We start from the raw sequence: 20,253 nt of genomic DNA on the forward strand, positions 1-20,253 counted from the left end.
AAAAGCGTAAACCAAGTAAAGCAGAACGCGTTCAATGTAGCGTGTTCTGCTTTTTTATCGACTTATTCAGGGACGTTTTACTTGTGCTCGCAACAACACCTGCTCGGCTTTCTCCATCAACGCAGGGTAAGCGCCTTTACTCTGAAGAGCGAGTTCAGTTTGTTCCGCTAACACTTCCTCAAGAATTGTCTCGGTTGTTAATGGGTTTGCCAATACCACACGGAACACTGTCGTTGTTCTTCCATCCCATGCTGCAGGTGTAAGTCTTGTTCGGGATACAAACGAGTGACCGCTTTCACGCTGCCGCTTCTGAATCGAAATGGTTAGGTCGTTGAGCAAACTCGTTAGAACATCAATCTCATCGGGTTTGGCGAGAGACAGCGCCTGTTTGACTCTCTCCGGCACGTAACGGTAGGTCAGAATACACAACTCAGGTTCAGAAATTAACTCAAACTCAGGGTGTGTATTTATCATCTTGGCAAATCGTTGCGCCTTTGCGACGCTCTGATCAATGAGCAATTGATAACCCTGGCGACCGATAATCTTGAGGCATGAGAACACCAGCATTGCCATGCCGCTTCGAGAACCTTCGAGTGTGTGACTGCCTAAGTCTTTTGAGCCTTTACGGAGAATATACTCGGCATGATGCTCAATCGATGACACCAGAGCTGGGTCTTTAAACAACACCATGCCTGCGCCCATAGGCACGTATAACTGCTTATGGGCATCTATGGTGACAGAATCTGCTCGCTCTATGCCGGCCATTTTCAGACGTTGACTGTCAGACATCAAACTCGCACCGCCCCATGCTGCATCAACATGGAAATGACAACCTTCACGCTCAGCGATATCGGCCAGCTTATCGAGCGGGTCAATACTGCCTGTTTCGGTTGTTCCGGCGATGCCGACAATGGCAAATGGCTTGATATTTTGTGCTTTCAGCTCGGTGATTGTTTTCTCAAGGGCTGCAATATCAATACGGTTATTTTCATCTGTAGCCACAGAGACCAGTGACTCGCGACCAATCCCAAGAATGTCGGCAGATTTCTTGACCGAGTAATGGCCACGATCTGATACCAACACGGCGATGCCTTCATAGCCGTAATGCTTCATTGCTCGATATATACCCTCTTGTGCGACGCCCCTGAACGTGCCTTGAGGCCTTAACAAGTGGTTTCGTGCTACCCAAAGCGCAGTGATATTCGCAACCGTGCCACCGGAGCAAAAAGAGCCAAGCGAGTGGTTGGCACTGTGCATCCAACGATCGTAGAAAGCATCGTCTTGCTGATAAACAAGATTGTGAAGCATACCCAGCACCTGTCTTTCTAACGGGGTAAATGCTTTAGATGTTTCAATCTTTACGGTGTTCTGGTTGAGCCCAATCATGATTTTTGAAAGCGGCATCAGGAAATAGGGCAACGCAGACGTCATGTGGCCAATAAACCGGGGAGATGATGTATGCACTGATTGTGCTACCAGTTTATCGAGCAGAAATTCTGTATGTTCCGACACAAAAGTCGGGTTTTCAGGCACAGATGCAGTGTTGAAGTCTTTTTCAATCTCAGTCAAAGGGCGTTCGGTAGCGGCGATATGTTCCTGAAGAAATCGGTTCAGGTTTTGAGAGATCGCCTGTTCTATCCTGCCTAATGATGAATCCGGTGCTTCCGGCACCGTGAAGATTCGATCAATACTTTGCTGGCTTGCCTGAGCAGTTTTTTTATCTTTATGCATCAGTAACAGTCTATTTATCGTTATTTAAGCGCAATGTTTCAGCTCACAGGGCGGGGAAGATAGCAAAGAGCCACAACAAAAGCAGGCAAAATAGGCTGCTTTCCTCAAAAGTGTTCGTCGCTGTGTTCGCAAAATGTGATCTTAGAAACAGTCTGGTGATTATTTCAGGCAGCTTTTCTTACTAATTGTTTCGATTTTTTGATTGTAGGCGCCTAGAGGTTCTTCGATCTTCTTAGGGTGACTCAATAAATCTGCAAATGCAGAGCGAAGTGAGTAATTATCTGCGTGGGCTTTCCCTTGGCGAAAGTCGAAGACATCCTTTGCTGCCGCGGATATTGGCGTACTTGTCTGGCTTAGCATCCTAATGTCTTCCTGCTCAGTTTCAGCCATGATTCGACAGAAGTGTTGAAGTCGAGTTTTGACTCATCATTATTCAGGTACCAATCAAATGCTTTTTTGTTGAGTAAGAAATGCTTTTCACGGCCGTCCATAAACCACTCGGCAACATCCTTGAGTTTTGGATCTTCTTTAATGGTCAGGCGCACAAGGTTTTCATACCATTCGACGGATGCATCGACGTAGTCGTGATAACTGCTTTTGACACACTGCACATCAACGTTGGCGATGTCAGTGGCTTGGGCAGAAACTGAAAACAGGCCCGAGAGTAAAACCAAAGCTGAACGACGCATTCCGGATTCCTTTTGTCGTGATAGTTTTTCCAACAGTATATACGTTGACCGACTTTAACGAGGATTCATGGTAATAGCAGTATTTGTGTCTGCAAACACAAAGTTACTCGAAGCGTGAGAGCAGTAGGTATTGCGTATTCTCATCATTGTTAACTGACGAATTCAGATTTTGATACGAATAAGTGCTTTGCATTTGTTGTTCGAGAAACGCTTTACTGCGCCTTAATAGCCTTCCCTTAAATCAGAGGTGATATGTGGTTACTTCTCACATTAAAGATGCCATGCACTTTACTTGTTAGACAAAAGTGAGTGTTAATGGATTTTTTCCAAATGATAAGGAAATGTAAAATGCAGGAAGGCTTAGGTTACGCTGTGTCGGCTGGCGTCTTGGTTATGGCGTCTATCGTGCAAGTTGCATTTATCTGTCTCTCATACGCTTAATTGATCCTCTCACTGAAACTGAGGGTGTGCATCTCTTCCAGTTGCTGGCAATATGTCCAGAAGTGGTTGAAAATTGTAATGTATACCCCGGTTCAGTGCAGAGGACGCAGTGACACAACATACCCCCAAGAGATATTCCCCTGATTCACCCCAGACATCGGTCGTATTGCCCGCAAAACGAAAAATAGCGCTTGTCGCACAAGGTGGTGGCCAACGAGGAATCTATACGGCAGGTGTTCTTGACGCTTTTCTTGATGCAGGTTTTGACCCTTTTGAAATGTACATTGGTACATCTGCAGGTGCCTTGAATATTTCGTCTTACTTGTGCAGACAACGAGGCTTCGGTCACGACTTTATTCTTGACCTGACGACACAAGATGCGTTTTTTAACCTTTTTCACTTCGCGCGCCGTGAGCAATATATGGGGCTGGACTGGGCGATGGAACAAGTGTTGCCTCATCAACTTGGCGGATTGAAGATGGAAGAAGGTCTACGTAATGTCGAACGAAGTGGCAAGAGTGCATTGGCATGCGTTACCTTTGCTGACACCTTACAGCCTGATTACCTCCCGATTTTCAGCAAAGACTGGCAAAAGGTGCTTAAAGCCACCTCAGCGATCCCTCTTCTTTATCCATCGCCAATTGAAATCAATGGGGAACAGTACATTGATGGTGGAGTGGGGGATTCAGTTCCCGTTCGGGAAGCGTTTAATCGTGGTGCCGATGTCATTGTTGTTATTCGAACTGAGAGCACGGCTTTCGAAAAATCGCTGTTGAATAATCGATTTTTTGATTCACTGATCAACCGCGTTGAAGGTGCTGTACCGAATTATCTTGAGCGAATTAATCTCGATGAGCGGCTCGAAAAGTTTGATGCACTTCAGAAAGAACTCGCGCAGCGTTTTCGCTCTGTGACTGACAAATACGTTGATGACAATGCTGATTCTGTTTGGCCGAAGATTCGAACTGCGATCGTAAATAGCCTGTTGGGCAACAAAGATAAGAAGACGTTATCAGAGCGAGAGACGATTTATCGCCTTCATGCCTTGGGTGGCAGAAAGCTGAACGCTGATACCATCGCGATGTTGGTTAAGCACTACCAAACTTACCAAGATGCGGTGACCTTTATTGCAAGGCCGCCAAGGCGTGTCGAGATTATCGAAATTGCGCCAGAGGTGGCTCTGGAAAGCAGTGCAATGCTCAGCAAACCTTTCCAACTAGAACATGATTATCAGGACGGTATGAAAGCAGGGGTAAACTTCTTGTCTGAGCACGGACAAAGAATCAACAGTGTCAGTCGTAACAGGGAATCACAGTGCAATATTCCCAATCCATTATCGGGAGATATGACATGACGGAATTTGAAAAAATGCAGCAAGGGTTGCCCTATCGACCCGCCGACGAAGAACTCACTCAGTTTCGTTACGCTGCGAGACGCCTTTGTCAGTCATTCAATAGCCTTGATCCGTCTGATGCTGAGCAACAGGATGTTGTATTGACAAAATTATTTGCTTCTAGGGGTCGAAATGTTGTGATTGAGACCCCATTTTATTGTCAGTACGGAATGAACATTGATATCGGCGATAACGTAATTATCGGCCTCAACTGCTCATTTATAGACAGTGCGAACGTACACATTGGCAGTAACGTCCGCATTGGGCCTGATGTGAAAATTTACACGGTAACCCAAGGCCTTCTTCCTGAAGAAATCAAAACGGGAGAGCAGGAACTCGCGTCGCCCGTTGTCATTGGTAACAACGTACTTATCAATGGTGGGTGTATTATTAAAGCAGGGACTGCAATTGGTGAAGGTGCAGTTATTCACTCAGGTGCGGTGGTTGAGGGCGATGTAGCCCCTTGCGATATTGTTGCTGGGAATCCGGGGAAAGTGGTGGGTAGGCTGCGTTGAAAAATGACAGCAAGAGATAACATTGATAGGATTGCGCGTCATGTCATCGAAAATGTTGAATGTTAAAAATCAGTGCATTAAATGCGCTGAGCGTAAGCCGATGAAGTGGATGCACCTTTGTTTACACGGTGCATTCAATTGGAAATTGAGAATTTAGAGAAACAAGCCGATGGCGAAAATCAGAACACGGGTAGACTTCAGAGTGGGTACAGGAAGCCAATTTCCGGCTGAGATCCTCTCTTTCGAGGGACTGGATTCGGACAAAGAGCATGTCGCCCTTATTTTCCAACAAGCCGATCAAGAACAGGCAATTCCTTTAGTTCGCATGCATTCTGAATGCCTGACTGGTGATGTCTTCCATTCGTCCCGCTGTGATTGTGGTGAACAACTGGAAGAAACTATTCAGATGATGGGAAAAGTGGGCGGTATTTTGCTCTACCTTCGCCAGGAAGGCCGCGGGATTGGCTTGTACAACAAGCTTGATGCCTACGAATTGCAGAGCCAGGGTATGAACACCTATGAAGCCAATAATCATCTTGGTTTCCCCGATGACCTGCGTGATTTCAAAGATGCTGCGGATATGCTCAAAGCGCTGGGTGTGAATAATATCCGCCTTGTCACTAACAACCCGAAAAAGATTCGAGAAATTCAGGGTTACGGTATTGAGCTTGAGGAGGTTATTGGTACTCAAGCGCACATCAAAGACGGCAATAAACAGTATCTGAAGACGAAAGTTGCCCATGGCAAGCATAAGCTGAGCATTGACTGAAACAGGCAACAACGTGATTTCGAAAGGCAGCCGATTGGCTGCCTTTTTTATATCGACACTCTTATCATTAGTTTTCAACGTTTTTCATTAGAAAAACTAATCATAAATATGATTTCTTATCGTGCTCGAATCAGAAATATTCAATTGTACTAAAAGCACTAAAGCTCTAATATCGCCGCCATATCCAAAGTTTACAGAACTATCCACTGGTCAAGTTGAATTGGCCAGCAAGTAGTCGTTTTCTTAGTTTTCCGAAAGTTATCATTTTTGTAATAGAGGTGTTTGTCATGTCATCGACAATGGCAATGTCTAAAGTCTTGTTTTCAATTATTATTCTGGCCGCTGTCGGGCAGATGACACAAACCATGTATATCCCGTCCATTCCTCTAATGGCTGACGACTTTGGCGTGTCTGTTTCTTTGCTGCAAGCGGTTATGGCAAGCTACCTGATCCCATATGGTTTATCGCAATTTTTCTACGGGCCGCTTTCCGACCGATTTGGCCGAAAGCCGATCATCCTTTTCGGGTTAGCCTATACATAATCGGTACATTGATAGCGATATTTTCGCAAAGCTTTGCTGTCTTTCTTACTGCGAGTGTTATTCAAGGGTTAGGCATTGGTTGTGGTGGCGCAATGGCTCGAACACTGCCTCGAGATTGCTTTTCTGGAAATCAGCTGCACCGTGCCAATAGTCTTGCCAGTATGGGACTGATCTTTTCGCCATTGATTGCCCCTGTTTTGGGAGGCACCTTGAGCACCTTTATGCCTTGGCATGCGAGTTACGTATTTCTTTTGATTCTTGCCGTCTGTGTTCTGGTGTTCATGATTACCTCGTTGGAAGAAACGTTGCCTGTTTCGGCTCGCCAGAAGACGTCAGTTTTACAAAGCTATAAGCGCGTGCTTTCGCATAGGCCGTTTGTTGGTTTTCTTGTCTGCCTGATCGCGACGTTTTCCGGTGTGGCAGTGTTTGAGGCTGCAGCAGGTGTGTTACTTGGTGGAACAATGGGGCTGGATTCCGCAACGGTGAGCTTGCTTTTTGTCATGCCTCTACCAGGGTATTTGTTGGGCTCTTGGTTGTCTTCCCCCTTGAGTGAGAAGACATCGTCTCAGTTCGTTCTGCGTCTTGGTGTGATCGCAACAACAGTGGGTGCAGTGGTTATTGTTATTCCGGGTCTGGAAGGTTTAGTGACTGTTGCCTCCCTGATTGGCGGAGCCTTCATCTATTTTCTGGGTGCTGGCATGTTGTTTCCTGCAGCAACGACAAGTGCATTAAGGCCTTTTCCTTATCAGGCAGGCACCGCCGGTGCATTAATGGGTGGTGTGCAGAACTTAGCTGCTGGTGGTTTTACATTACTTACCGCCTTTGCATCTTCTGAGAGTCAGCTTTCTGTGGGTTGTGCACTGTTGATTATGAGTTTTATCAGTGCGGCTGGACTGATTTTGACTCGATGTGATGAGAGTGAGTCAAATCTCGAAATTGCAACCTGATTTTGTCTTTTAGGTGAAATTTGCGACAAATTATTACAAAGTAATTGCGAAGTTTATCGCATTAGTGCATCTTGGATGCGCTTCGAACACTCTGAAACGCTAAGGGAGTAGCTGAAAGAGTGTGAACGGCCAATTTTATACTGATAAGTGGTATCTGATTTATGCACTCAAACTCCCAGAAAACCTGGTTAGGACATCCTAAAGGACTTTTCCTTCTCTTTAGTACCGAACTTTGGGAAAGGTTCTCTTACTACTCGATGCGTGCGATTCTGGTTCTTTATCTCACTGACCAAACAATCAGCGGTGGTCTTGGCTGGACAACTGAACAAGCGCTGAGTCTCTATGGCATATATACAGGCTCGTTTATCTTACGCCTGTATTTGGCGGATATATTGCCGATAACTTTCTTGGTCAGAGACGTTCAATTCTATTCGGTGGCGCGTTAATGGCCGCCGGACAATTCACACTTGCGCTGCCAGATAGCATGGTCGGCGACCTCAATGTTGATTTCTTCTATGGCGGTTTGGCCCTTCTTATCGCAGGTAATGGCCTGTTTAAGCAAATATCTCTACGATGGTGGGAGAGTTGTATGAAGATGGTGACAACCGTAGAGATGGTGCTTTCACGATCTTCTATATGGGGATCAATCTTGGTTCTTTGATGGCTGCGGTCATTTCAGGCTGGGCAGCAAATGAATTTGGGTGGAAAGCTGGCTTTTTCTGCGGTGGCGTTGGTATGTTGTTGAGTCTTGTTATTCAACTGGCTTTTGCACGTTCACTATTAGGAAAAATTGGTGTTGAGCCTGCGGCAAAGCGTAATTTGAATGAGGCTGGGGAAAAAACCAAACAGCCTTTGACTCTGGTAGAGAGAGACCGTTTGAAAGTCATTTTGGTAATGAGCCTTTTCGTTATCATTTTCTGGGCTGGCTTCGAGCAGGCTGGCGGCCTAATGAATATTTACTCTCAGGAATATACCAACCGCATGCTGGGTGGGTTTGAAATTCCCGCGGCCTGGTTCCAATCATTGAATCCATTTTTCATTATTTTGCTGGCACCTCTGCTTGCAATCTTTTGGCGTAAACTTGGTGCTGCAGAGCCAAGCTCTCCAGTGAAGTTTGCCATGGCAATGGTGTTTCTCTCGCTTGGTTTCTTATGCATGGTGGGAGCGGCTCTGGAGCAGGGGGGAGACCTTTCGGTGAAAACCTCTATGTGGTGGTTGGTGGGTGCATTCTTCTTCCATACGTTGGGTGAGCTTTGCCTGTCGCCGATTGGATTGTCACTAATCACGAAGTTAGCGCCGCTCAGACTCGCGTCGGTGATGATGGGTATATGGTTCTGTGCTAACGCCGTTGCAAACTTTGTCGCGGGTATTATTGGTAGCCATATCGGCAACGCCGGACCACTGGCTATTTTTGGTGGTATCGCAATAACGTCCTTTATGGCAGGTGTACTGCTACTTATTTTCGCAAATAAGCTGATTTACTGGATGCATGGGGCCGAAGGACCACGTGAAGAGCAAGTTGAGTACAAATCAGCAACAGTATGAATTACTGAGTAACCCAGAAATGGCAGGCATTGCCTGTGCGGCGAATAAAAAAGGCAGCGTAAGCTGCCTTTTCACATTCAACATCACTAGCCTTGGAGGCGTTTCCAAAGGAGATGGCAAAATTTGTTTTCTGGGTCACGGCTTATCAGCATCCTGACCAGTACATCTTTGAGTTCATCTTCTTCGACTAAACCGATACGAATTTCTATGAAGCGTCTCTGTCAACGTCAAAGCCCACATGCTGTTCCCAGTCAGGCGCTGCCTCAACGGCAACACCTGCACCGGTATCGTCAAAATGCTCTCGATAGGCCAGTAAGTCATCATATTCAAGACTGTCTTCCGCCATTTCATAAAAGATTTCAAAAGCGCTATCAAGGCTTTCATCGATGCTAACCAATTCAGTTGTCATTGTCTTATCTCAGCGTATTTATGATGTGGAGCCCAGTTTTATTGTAACCAGTCTCACATATTCAATCAGTTGGCTTAAAATGTTCAGTGGGCATTAGACCAGAATGACAGCCAACACCCAAGCAATCAGCCTTCAGTTGCGATTATTTTGTCCGAATGGAGGCGGAAAGAGCTTGATGTGAGCCAGGGTAACTAGTGCTTCAATTTCAATCGGCGTGAGAACATTAAGTGACAGCATTATATCGAACCAAAAGCCGTACAAGCCAGCTCCCTGAACTGGACAGCTCATCGCCGTTTCAGGAGACATTTGATCCTGCAGTAAAAGCCGCTGTTGGTTATGTTTCCTCATATTTAGGAATTAACCTCCACAGCCTCTATATTTCGGGGGATATTGCGTTACGCAATGTCGAGGGAGATAAAGCTGTAATGAAGCTCACAGCCGTTGTCGATTCAGAATTAACTACCCGTGAATTTGTCGGGTTAAACTCGGTCAGAAATAAATACTGTAAAGCGTATCCCCAAATATCCCAACTGCATATCGAATGTATCCCGCAAAGCCGCGTCGTCGATCTTGCCAATATTTTTCGATGGGGTTTCTTTCTTAAGCACTGTGCTATTTGCCTTTCCGGGAAGAATCTGGCCGATGGCTTCGGGCACTTTGAAGTAAGCTGGGAAGTCGCGAAAGCCATGAACAACAGTTTGGTGAGCCAGCTGTCTATTTTACGCAGGAAAATTGCTCAGTCAGCAAAGTGGATTCAGCAGTTGGATGCCGCAGAAGAAGCTGCGGATGTGTTGATCAGGGCTGCATTCGGTTTGGTTGCACATAAGGAAAAAGTCTGGGAACACAGTCTGAAACCCTGCTCTGAGCGTTTCCTCAAACACTACCCTGAGAAATCTCTTGAAATTGAAAGGCTCTTTTACCTGATTGAGAGAAAGCGGGTGGGGAAACGCGCTGTGGTGACTCTGCTTGATGATCTGGGAGACTGGATAAAATCGGAATACAAGAAAATTGATAACCGAATAGGCTAACTTCTTACTTGCACTTACCCGCGTCAAAACGTTAATGCTGTTAACCAGTCGTTACCACCGTGTTTTTGCTTTATATTTCGTTGACACCTCCCTTTTTTTGTTATTAATTCTCTATTTAGTGGCTGATTCTTAGCCTATCACACCGTATATATGTTTTTATTCAAAATATATGACTAGGTATGGTTTACTTTGTCTTTTCACTGCATTAATCTCGCTCACAACTTGAACGTAATAATCGCAATTCACAAACAAAAAACGCGAGTGAAACTCAATTTTATGCATGGTTCTTCTGCGGTAAACACGCCGACGTTTTCAACACGAAATATTTTGATGTTCTTGATTCCCTCTTTGCTAGGGATCTTATTGTTTATGGCACCTGTTAGTCATGAAGGGGGGATTACCATCCCTGTCGCCATTTTCTCTAAGCTCATTCTGTCAACACTGGGAGAACAGAGCGGGTTAGTGGTCTCTCTCGTGATCATATGCAGTGCGGTGATTTCGGCGCTTGCTTTTATTGCTAAACCCAAATGGATCACATCGAACGCCTTCTTGAAGAACCTTTTTATCGTATCGCCTGTTTGGTTTTCTGTTCGTCTCTTGGGTGCAGTCTTTGTCTGTTTGAGTTATTTCGCCGTTGGTCCCGAGATGATTAGCGGTGGCGCTACAGGGGGATTCATTTTCACAGACCTACTGCCGACCTTATTGGCTGTATTTTTGTTCGCTGGTCTCTTCTTACCTTTATTGACCAATTTCGGCTTGTTGGAAATGTTTGGTGCCATGTTGAGTCGTGTTATGCGACCTTTATTTGGTCTCCCAGGACGTTCAGCTGTTGACTGTGCCACCTCATGGTTAGGCGATGGAAGCGTCGCAATACTGATGTCCAGTAAGCAATATGAGCAGGGCTATTACACTGAGCGCGAAGCTGCTGTTGTTGGCACAACATTCTCGGCTGTGTCTATCAGCTTCAGCCTTGTGGTCATTGCTCAGGTTGGCCTTGAACATATGTTCGTGCCTTTTTATCTGACAGTTTGTCTGGCAGGTTTTGTAGCTGCTGTTGTTGTGCCTCGTCTTCCACCGCTGAGTTGGAAAAAAGACACGCTTGCCAATGGCGAAGAAAAAACATCTCACGATGCTGAGCTACCCGCAGGTGAAAGTGTTCTGCGTTATGGTTTTTCCATGGCAGTGAAAAGAGCGAGCACAATCACCTCATTACGCGCTGTATTTAAAGAGGGGTTACAGAACGCCCTGGATATGCTGTTCGGTGTACTCCCCATTGTTATGGCTATTGGCACACTGGCTTTAATCATCGCTGAGTACACCAGTGTCTTCGCCATTCTTGGTGCGCCGTTTGTTCCCTTGCTCGAATTACTGCATATTCATGAAGCGGCGGCGGCATCTGAAACCATGGTGGTTGGCCTAGCCGATATGTTCATTCCTGCCGTACTTGCTGCAGATATCAACAGCGAAATGACACGTTTTGTCGTTGCTGTAATGTCCGTTTCTCAATTGATCTATATGTCAGAGGTCGGGGCACTGCTGCTGGGCAGTAAAATTCCAATTAAGCTCTGGGAAATGGTCGCTATATTTTTGTTACGTACGCTCGTGACTCTGCCTGTGATTGCTGGTGTTGCTCATCTAATTTTCTAAATTCATCTAAAGCAGCATGGTGTACTGCACACTCCATAGCGACTTTCTCATGATTAAGCCTCTATCCTGCTTAAGTTGGCTAATACTTACAGGAAAGAAAAGAAGGATGTTCAGATGAAAGTCGTTTTGATTCATGGGCTCTATATGCATGGTGTCACTATGATGCCCATTAAAAAGATATTAGAGCGCCATGGGCACCATACACTCAATATTACTTACAATACCTTAACGCCTGATGTGGGTGTAATATTTGGTCAGATAGACGACTACCTGAAAGGGGAGAGTGAGGCTGCAATCGTCGCGCATTCAATGGGCGGTATTATTACTCGTGCCTATCTCGATGCGGGTAGTGAGCAGAGCAAGCTAGTTAAAAAAGTCATCACGCTTGGCTCGCCACACAAAGGCGCTAAACTCGCAGGTTTCTTCAAAAGTATTGGAATGGGCTGGGCTATGCACAAGAGCCAGCAGTACCTTTTACCGAATGATGACGCCGAGTGGAATCACGATGCACAGCTATACAGTCTCGCTGGCAACCTGCCTATTGGAGCAGCTAACCTGTTCGTGCGGGGCGAATCTGATGGCACTGTTCTCGTTGCAGAAACACGGATCCCCGGGATGACAGGCCATGAGGTATTCCCTCTTACCCACTTTTCGTTACTTTGGGCGTCTGAGATTAAGAAACGTATTCTGGTGGTGTTAGACTCGCCGCCAATGAAGGCGGCGGTCAACGAATAAAGCGGGGATTACTCTCCGACAGTGGATGTATTTTTTGACCATCGGCGCGTAAACGTGCCGTCTGGGTCATACATTTCAGCTTGTTTTTCCAGATTAAAGTGGCGTTGACCTCGTGGATCGGCACCGACACCTGCAAGATATTGCCAATTCCCGTAATTGCTGGCGACGTCAAAGTCGATGAGTTGTTGCTCAAAGTATGCCGCACCAAATCGCCAATCAACACCCAGCTCGTTCACCAGACAACTGGCGACGATTTGTCTGCCCCGGTTTGATAACCAACCTGTTTGCTTGAGCTGTCGCATGCAGGCATTGACCAAGGGGTACTCTGTTGTCCCTTCTTCCCAAGATTTATAGCGGTCTGAATAAAAGCTGGTTAGAGGTCGCTTGTCCTTGATGCCGGTGAATTGAAACATCTTGGCACCATAAGTTTTCATCATCCATTGGAAGTACTCTCTCCACAGCAATTCAAAATACAGTGCTTGTGTTGATTCGTCTTTACCGTGGCGATACTCGTAATTGTCGAGCTCAGCGGCAACGGTTCTCGCCGAAATTGAACCGTTGGCAAGCCATGCAGACAATCTCGAAGAGAAGTTCCAACCGTCAAAACCATTTCGCGTTTGCTTGTAGCTTTTGACGCGATGGGATTTCCAGAAATACTGATTCAACTGGAATGCCGCACTGTCTTCTCCGCCTTGGTATGGCCTCAGGTCGTACACAAACTCTTGATCATCATAGCTATCACTGGCTTCAACAAGACGCTGCGGTAATTCCTCTGGGGTGCTGATAGGGATACATGGCAAGATGTGATTTTTTTCGACGAACTTTCTAAATTGGGTAAAAGTCGCAGGAAAATCGTCCTTTTGGAAAGGAATTTGATTCTCAAGAAACAGGGTAAAGCTTTCAGCGGTGATCACTTCACAGCCTATGTTTCTTTTTAAGTTCGCAATCTGATGTTGTTCAAAAACACCAGGGTGAGATGTTGCTGCCACCAGATCTACACTGTGTTTTTTACAGAGTTTGGGAATTATCTCTAAGGGGTTTCCGACTTTAACGACGAGCCTTTGTCGGTTAATTCTCAGTTGGCTGTCTAGTTCCCGCAGTGATTGATAAAGAAACTCTTGTCGGAACTTGCCCATGTGCGCACATTGGTGGCGTGAAGGACGAAACCAGTTAGGATCGATGACATACAGTAAGATTGCCTTTTTACATCTACGGCTGAGTGCTGTTAGAGCAGGGTTGTCTGAAAGACGCAGATCATGCCTGAACCAAATTAATCCATTCATTTCGTCACTCCTGATAAAAAGTCGCTGATAGGGTGAAAACTGCGTGTTGCTGGCGGGCACCTCCTTGCAGTCAAGCCAGTAAATTACTGACCTACATACGATATGTATTGAGATGTGAATGCGATCATTTATCCCTAAGGTTAGCCAAATTCATTTCATTTGACTCAAGTTTCAGTCAAGAGTGTGGAAAAGATCGGTATTAGTCCTCTTTTTTAAATTTCTGATGTTTCAAAGAGATAGTGATTTAAATCACGTTTAGTTTGACTTGGGTATTATTCCATATAAAATGAACACCGTTTTTTAAGTGCTTTGAAATAGATTTATGACAGTGCGCATCTGGGAGCCGAAACATTTAACAACAGGTGTAAAAAAGGTTTGCTTTTGGCGACTTTTTCCAACGTCTATACAGGTAAATTCATGCCAGTTAGCCTCTTAGAGCCGTCATAACTTAAATAAAAATTAAAAAAATAAACAATAAGTGACCGTACACCAAATCGTTGCATCAAATGAAACTCAAACACGCATTCAACACTGTTTCAGTAAAGTGATTTGCTCCCTTGTTGAGCCATCGCTGTTTGCGAAGAGGTGAGTAGGTTTTTGATGCCTTGTCATATTGAACAGTGATGACCATTAATGAAAAAGATTAAATTCGACAATGTGGTATTTGATACGGGTCTCCGTGAGTTAGCATCAAACCTTTCGGAGCCCGTTCAGCTGAGACCACTTCCTGCCGATGCGTTGCTTGTCTTGCTAGAACATCCAAATACACCCGTGAGTAAAGAAATGCTCATTGAACGCTGCTGGTCAAGCAGTGTAGTAACCGATCAGGCACTGACCAATGTTATTTCAAAGCTCCGAAAGGCGTTGACCAGTGTTGGTGCAGAGAATACCCGCATAAAAACAATCACAAAATTAGGGTATGTCTTTGAAACAGAGAGCGTTGTGCAGCTCATTGAAGAAGAACATGGCGATCTACAGCAAACATCATCGGCAACCAGCACACCTCCTCTCACTGAGTTGGAATCAGAGAGAGCTTTATGCGATGAGAGTATTAGCGAGTTCGGAGAAGTGTCAGGAGAGGCATTGGAAGAAACGGACACGGTGAGTACTGAATCTGTCGCTCATTGCCATTCTATTGTCGTAATTGATGATAAAAAGGATGATATTTCTTCTAACGTCGAAGTGCTGGCCAATGGGCGGGATAAAGGCCGTAACAATCGTCTTTCTATCATTGCCATGGGTTTAGTGACCATGGCTACTGTCGTGTTCGCTATCTTATTTGGTCTTCACTTTTTTCACAATGAATTCTTCGATCATGACGAGTTTGTCAGTGTCGATGCAAATAGTTATTTTCACGACTCGCACCTTTTTGTTGAAAAAGACTTCGGGCGACGAACCAACGACATTGATTTACAGAAAATAATGGTTGATAAATCAATTCAAAATATTGAAGGGTGTGAGCAGAGTATTTACCTCGAAGTCTTCCAAGCCTTATTTGACCATAACAGGCTGGGGATCAAGATGTACGGATTTAATAAAAAAGACCGAGGCACAATTAACGTTGTAAATAAAGAGGTGGAACCATCAGAAATTTCTGCTGTGTTGGTTTCATCATTTAGGGAGATAAGGAAAATATGCCAGCTATAATTGCCGTTTTTTGCACATCCATTATTGCGATTGGTGCATTTAGTTGGTTTCATTTCTTTCCAGAGCCGCTGACAAATACGACTTGGAGTTGTAACTCTTTCACCCAATATTCTGGCTATGGTGCCGATGAGGAAAAAGGCGTTCGCCATGAATATGATACGCTAATTTTCCTGTCTGACGCACATGCACGTCTTATAAAGCGTGGCTTCCAGCAGAATGATGGAGACAGACAACGTGGGTACCAAATCGATTATGTCGTGAATTATCAACAATACCATCAACAGTTAAACTTACAGTTTTCTGACGTTGATTGGGTCTGGGGTGACATTGCCAGTTGGAGACGGTCTGTTCAATCCCATGAGGGGGTGTCTGCGGTCTTTAATTATAAAAGAGACGGGAATCATCTTTTCTTGTGGACGGGAAAACACGGAAACCGAATGGTATGTTCACGCTATATTGAAGATAATAAAGAACTTCATTAGTATTTTTTGAGTGCGGGATACAACATGTTACCCGCATTAAATCCATCATTATTCTCTCTATCATCAGTTTCTTATAGATATTTCTCTCATTTGAATTACGTGTTTCTCTTTTGCGTCTATGCTGTTAATTAGATGAGTTAAACTTTGCCCCTGTAACCAGTCGAGAGCGGCGTATATATGGAACATCAAACTGGAATTCTATTAGAAAGTGGTACGAATGAACTCGAGATTATTGAGTTTCACCTTCGAAGAAATCTGCCCGATGGTTCGAAAAAAGTATGCTATTACGGCATCAACGTAGCCAAAGTGCGTGAAGTCATTCGTGTACCCGAAACAACTGACTATCCAAATGCGCAGCCAAACGTTTTAGGTGTGTTTTCATTACGGGACAGATTGATCCCATTAGTGAACCTTGCTGGTTGGTTAGACGTGGACACTGACTACGAGATGGATAATAAAGTCGTCATCGTCACTGACTTCAACAAAATGATAAATGGGTTCTTGATTGACAGTGTCAGTCGAATTCACCGTGTGTCATGGGAAGAGGTTGAGTCGCCCAGCGAGTTTCTTGAAGCAGGGAACCAGGATTGCGTTGTTGCTGTCGTCAGACAAGAAGGTAACCTAATTATGATCCTCGACTTCGAGAAAATTATTGCCGATATCAATCCAGAAATCAGTATGGAAAAATACGATATCACGGCAGATAAAAACATCCATCTCGATGAGGATGCGGTCTCGCAGCGGAACAACAAAAGTATTTTGGTGGTTGATGATTCCGGGTTTATTCGTCGGATGATAGAGAATACGTTGCGCTCAGCAGGTTACAACATTCTGTCAGCGAAAGATGGCGCTGAGGCTTACCGCACTTTAATGGGATTCGCGAAAACAGCGGACGAAGAGGGTGTGCCCATCACCAACTATGTTGATGGTGTGGTTACGGATGTAGAAATGCCGAAGATGGATGGCATGCACTTATTAAAACGACTACGTGACACCAACTATTACACCAAGATTCCCATTGTTATGTTCTCTTCATTAATGAGTGATGAAAACCGACGTAAAGCGCTGCAACTCGGTGCCAATGACACTATTACCAAACCAGAAATGGGGCGGATGGTCGCACTGATGGACAGTTTCATCCTGAATATAAAAGATGAGTACGTTGCGCCAGCGCCGAAAGAAGAGTCTAGTTGATCCCATCTCGTTTTAAGAACTGGGAAAGGGCGGTGACGCCCTTTTTTGTTGTTTCTAAAACGTTCAACATCACTTTAGGTTACATGCCGCCGATACAGACGTACTTGATGTTGAGATATTCATCGATACCTTGTTTTGCCCCCTCGCGGCCAATACCAGATTGCTTAATACCGCCAAAAGGAGCAACTTCGGTAGACACTACCCCTTCATTGACGCCGACCATACCAAATTCTAGGGCCTCAGCGACGCGGAATATACGGTTGATGTCCTTACTGTAAAAATAACTGGCAAGCCCAAATATGGTGTCGTTTGCTCGCTCAATTAACTCCTTTTCATCTGAAAAAGAAATAACAGGCGCTATCGGGCCAAAAATCTCTTCTTTCGCTATTTTCATATCTGGCTTAACCCCAATCAGCAGAGCTGGGCTGAGGAATAACCCTCCGAGATCTGTTCCCCCGGTAACTAATTTAGCTCCGTCCTCGATGGCTGATTCGAGGAGCTGTTTGACTGATGTTTTTGCGCTTTCTTCAATAAGAGGACCGATTTGTGTGCCTGGCTCTAATCCATCACCGACGTTTAATGCCTCAATGGCAACGGTGAACTTTGCAATAAACTCGTCATGAACAGATTCGTGAACATAAAAGCGATTAGCGCAAACACAGGTTTGACCGGCATTTCTGAACTTAGAAGCGATTGCACCTTTTACTGCCGCGTCAATGTCCGCATCTTCGAAAACAATAAATGGTGCGTTACCACCCAGCTCCATAGAGGTGCGTTTTATTGTGCTGGCACAATCTTCCATTAGACGCCTGCCCACTTCTGTCGAGCCGGTAAACGAAAGCTTGTTAATCTTTGGATGTTGACAAAATATTTTACCGACCATCGATGAACTAGCACTTGAGACAACGGTGAGAAGGTCTTCAGGTATTCCAGCCTGATGCGCTAACTCGACAACAGCATAAGCACTGAGAGGGGTAAGGTTTGCTGGTTTGATGATCATACTGCAACCTGCTGCTAGGGCTGGTGCCGCTTTTCTAGTGATCATTGCGATTGGGAAATTCCAAGGTGTTATGGCCGTCGTTACACCAACAGGTTGTCGGATGGTCATAATCCGTCGATCTTGCAAAGGGGAGGGAATCACTTCCCCGTAAGCACGTTTCCCTTCTTCAGCAAACCATTGAATAAATGATGCACCGTATATGACTTCACCCCGTGATTCTGTGAGCGGTTTTCCTTGCTCTAAGGTCATGAGACGAGCTAGGTCGTCAGCATTTTCCATCAAAAGGTCGTGCCATCGCATCAAGATAACAGAACGTTGCTTCGCGGTGAGTAACGCCCAAGCTTTTTGGGCAATGGCACTTTTATCGACACACTTGTTAACCACCTCTTCGGACATTGAGGCGATATAGCAAGGCAATCGCCGTTCGAGGGATTATGAATGGCAATGCTCTCTCGACTTTCTTCCGCGGAAAGTACTGTAATTAATGATTTATTATTTATTTTTTCCATTAGTCCTCCTGACGTTAGTAAAAGAATTGTTCTCTGCTTAATGCTGCGCCATAAGTTCTGAAGATGTAAGTTCTAACTTTGCGAAATGTTGACATTTCACAACAAAGCAAAATATTAATCATATATAAGTTCATTTTTTAGTACCTAATTCTGACTGGTCGTCAGTTTTCAGTGGTTGATTGCATTGAGACGGCTTGTTGCTGACCTGTTTGTGTAAAGGTTTATCACCAATTCGCTTCAACTTTGAGAAAAGTGAACCTTGCTTCATTTTTGGATAGGTCGCTGACAGCAATTTGTTGTGAGTTCTAAATGTATCAAATAAATTACATGTGCAAATTAAATGATTATTCGGAGTACTAAATAGCTGAGTGTATCCGAGTCAAATGCCAATACAGGGCCTTGCGTGCGTTTCTTTTTTACATTTTTTGGGCGCCCTAGTATTTGAAGATCAGAGCTCTCAGCGATTTTTGTGCTTCTTGCTGACACCCAGTCGAGATGGATGCAGTCGCGATTTACACCGCAACCAATGCTGCTTTCGACATGTTTTAGGGGCTTAGATATGCGTTACACACAACTCACACTTATTGCACTCTCTGCGTTATCACTCGTTGCTTGCTCATCAACACCAACATCTACCGTGTCTTCTGATGAAGTCACTGCCAATAACCAAGAGAAAAACAATGCACTGGAATTGTTTGAATCTGTAAAGGCTAAAAATACTGAGTGGAAAGAAAAACTCTCTAACATTAAACGATTTGGCATATATAGTCGGTCGATGATAGAGGACATCATTGATACATGGGAAGATGCGCAAGATATCTATTTAGATATTTCAGCTGATCCGGCTATCGCTTCTGAGAGCTACTCACTGTTTTCATCACACACTTACGCAGCTAAATATCAATTGGAAGTACAGTCGGTAGCCAATCAATATGAAGCGCTAATGGAACTGAAAAAGAGAGCCGACAGCTGCTTGCACCTTCGATCGATGCAATGAAATATCTTGGGTCTATCGATGCAGCCGAGCACTCAGCATCCAAGTATCGCTCACTCAAGAAAAAGTATGTCTACCTGTTCCGTGAAGTCGAGGCGGGCGACATTAATGATGCGACCAAGCTTCAGAGCAAGTTTCTTGTTTATGCACAAAAACTGGAAGTGGAAGTAGCAACTAAAGTATACATTGAGCCCCTCGAAGCGTCAGTGAAAGCGCTCAAGAGAAAACGCACCGATGATAAAGCACCGGCGAGTTTTCTCCAGCTTGAGGCGGCACTTGAAATGGCGAGTTATGTTGTTAAATCAACACCGCGTGACGTTGAAAGAATCAAAGCGCTCGTGGCCAAATCGACAGAAGAAATGTCACACGTGAAGAATGTGGCTGCAGAAGTTAGGACACTCCAATCACTGGAAGATGAAGAATTCGAAGCGTATGTTTTGTCGATTGAAGATACGCTTCAACAAATTGCCGCAGCGCTTGATGCAGAAAATATGCGCTCTTTGACGATTTCTGAAGTGGGTTTGAATCTGGCTAGCATGGCAAATGACCTTCGCACTGCTGGAAGCGACACGCAGCCTTTAATTGATGATTTGAAAGAGCAGCTTGCCGATGCAAAGGGCATGAACGATAAGTTAAACCTTGAAGTCCTGAAGTTAAATGATGAGCTTGAGAGTCTATCTCAAGGTGCCAATACCATCGCTCAGACACTCAACTAACGACGTGCAGTCGACAGGAAAAGAGCTACGTTATGTA

The 20,253-nt window shown here is 44.9% G+C and carries 14 protein-coding genes and 4 pseudogenes; 13 read left to right on the forward strand and 5 right to left on the reverse strand.

Features of this window, described 5'->3' with window-relative positions:
* Positions 1-66: 66 nt before the first annotated feature.
* Together panP and CS022_RS25980 are read right to left on the reverse strand one after the other, a co-directional pair.
* Entirely contained in the window at positions 67-1,731 is a 1,665-nt protein-coding gene (gene panP / locus CS022_RS05545; RefSeq protein WP_129121461.1) for a pyridoxal-dependent aspartate 1-decarboxylase PanP, read from the reverse strand.
* 353 nt (positions 1,732-2,084) lie between these two features.
* Positions 2,085-2,420 carry a hypothetical protein gene (locus CS022_RS25980; protein ID WP_235869274.1) on the reverse strand — a complete coding sequence of 112 codons (336 nt, stop codon included), beginning with the start codon at positions 2,418-2,420 and terminating at the stop codon, positions 2,085-2,087.
* Positions 2,421-2,970: 550 nt separating this feature from the next.
* On the opposite strand from CS022_RS25980, the gene CS022_RS05555 reads away from it, so the two are divergent.
* From CS022_RS05555 to CS022_RS05575, 5 genes and pseudogenes are all read left to right on the forward strand, one after another.
* Positions 2,971-4,215 (forward strand): patatin-like phospholipase family protein, encoded by a 1,245-nt coding sequence (locus CS022_RS05555; RefSeq protein ID WP_235869275.1) that lies wholly within the window; start codon positions 2,971-2,973, stop codon positions 4,213-4,215.
* On the forward strand, positions 4,212-4,769 hold the full coding sequence (locus CS022_RS05560; protein ID WP_129121462.1) for a sugar O-acetyltransferase: 558 nt from the start codon (positions 4,212-4,214) through the stop codon (positions 4,767-4,769). Before CS022_RS05555 ends, CS022_RS05560 begins: the two co-directional genes overlap by 4 nt.
* Positions 4,770-4,938: 169 nt before the next feature.
* On the forward strand, positions 4,939-5,538 hold the full coding sequence (locus tag CS022_RS05565; protein ID WP_129121463.1) for a GTP cyclohydrolase II: 600 nt from the start codon (positions 4,939-4,941) through the stop codon (positions 5,536-5,538).
* Positions 5,539-5,825: 287 nt separating this feature from the next.
* Positions 5,826-7,027: pseudogene (gene emrD, locus CS022_RS05570) on the forward strand (multidrug efflux MFS transporter EmrD).
* Positions 7,028-7,188: 161 nt separating this feature from the next.
* A pseudogene (locus CS022_RS05575) lies at positions 7,189-8,572 on the forward strand (peptide MFS transporter).
* Positions 8,573-8,658: 86 nt separating this feature from the next.
* Here the strand turns inward: CS022_RS05575 and CS022_RS05580 are convergent.
* A pseudogene (locus CS022_RS05580) lies at positions 8,659-8,981 on the reverse strand (DUF440 family protein).
* A gap of 227 nt (positions 8,982-9,208) precedes the next feature.
* Between CS022_RS05580 and CS022_RS05585 the strand changes: the two are divergent.
* The 3 genes from CS022_RS05585 (at position 9,209) to CS022_RS05595 (ending at position 12,391) form a co-directional block, all read left to right on the forward strand.
* Positions 9,209-10,009 carry a hypothetical protein gene (locus CS022_RS05585; RefSeq protein ID WP_129121464.1) on the forward strand — a complete coding sequence of 267 codons (801 nt, stop codon included), beginning with the start codon at positions 9,209-9,211 and terminating at the stop codon, positions 10,007-10,009.
* Between the two features lie 276 nt (positions 10,010-10,285).
* Positions 10,286-11,656 (forward strand): YjiH family protein, encoded by a 1,371-nt coding sequence (locus tag CS022_RS05590; RefSeq protein WP_408057217.1) that lies wholly within the window; start codon positions 10,286-10,288, stop codon positions 11,654-11,656.
* Between the two features lie 114 nt (positions 11,657-11,770).
* Entirely contained in the window at positions 11,771-12,391 is a 621-nt protein-coding gene (locus tag CS022_RS05595; protein WP_129121465.1) for a PGAP1-like alpha/beta domain-containing protein, read from the forward strand.
* A gap of 8 nt (positions 12,392-12,399) precedes the next feature.
* Here the strand turns inward: CS022_RS05595 and CS022_RS05600 are convergent, their stop codons facing one another.
* Complete coding sequence (locus CS022_RS05600) at positions 12,400-13,674, reverse strand: DASH family cryptochrome (protein WP_129121466.1); 1,275 nt, start codon at positions 13,672-13,674, stop codon at positions 12,400-12,402.
* 633 nt (positions 13,675-14,307) lie between these two features.
* Between CS022_RS05600 and CS022_RS05605 the strand changes: the two genes are divergently transcribed.
* The 3 genes from CS022_RS05605 (at position 14,308) to CS022_RS05615 (ending at position 16,997) form a co-directional block, all read left to right on the forward strand.
* Entirely contained in the window at positions 14,308-15,321 is a 1,014-nt protein-coding gene (locus tag CS022_RS05605) for a winged helix-turn-helix domain-containing protein (RefSeq protein ID WP_129121467.1), read from the forward strand.
* A complete protein-coding gene (locus CS022_RS05610) occupies positions 15,309-15,803 on the forward strand; it encodes a hypothetical protein (protein WP_129121468.1) in 495 nt (164 codons plus the stop codon). Before CS022_RS05605 ends, CS022_RS05610 begins: the two co-directional genes overlap by 13 nt.
* 177 nt (positions 15,804-15,980) lie before the next feature.
* Positions 15,981-16,997 (forward strand): chemotaxis protein, encoded by a 1,017-nt coding sequence (locus CS022_RS05615; RefSeq protein ID WP_129121469.1) that lies wholly within the window; start codon positions 15,981-15,983, stop codon positions 16,995-16,997.
* 79 nt (positions 16,998-17,076) lie between these two features.
* On the opposite strand, the pseudogene CS022_RS05620 reads toward CS022_RS05615, so the two are convergent.
* A pseudogene (locus tag CS022_RS05620) lies at positions 17,077-18,506 on the reverse strand (NAD-dependent succinate-semialdehyde dehydrogenase).
* Positions 18,507-19,065: 559 nt separating this feature from the next.
* Here CS022_RS05620 and CS022_RS05625 point away from each other — a divergent pair.
* Complete coding sequence (locus tag CS022_RS05625) at positions 19,066-19,503, forward strand: hypothetical protein (protein WP_129121470.1); 438 nt, start codon at positions 19,066-19,068, stop codon at positions 19,501-19,503.
* On the forward strand, positions 19,500-20,216 hold the full coding sequence (locus tag CS022_RS05630; protein ID WP_129121471.1) for a hypothetical protein: 717 nt from the start codon (positions 19,500-19,502) through the stop codon (positions 20,214-20,216). Before CS022_RS05625 ends, CS022_RS05630 begins: the two co-directional genes overlap by 4 nt.
* Positions 20,217-20,253: the final 37 nt, after the last annotated feature.

The sequence above is a fragment of the Veronia nyctiphanis genome (assembly GCF_004116385.1).
Lineage (GTDB): Bacteria > Pseudomonadota > Gammaproteobacteria > Enterobacterales > Vibrionaceae > Veronia > Veronia nyctiphanis.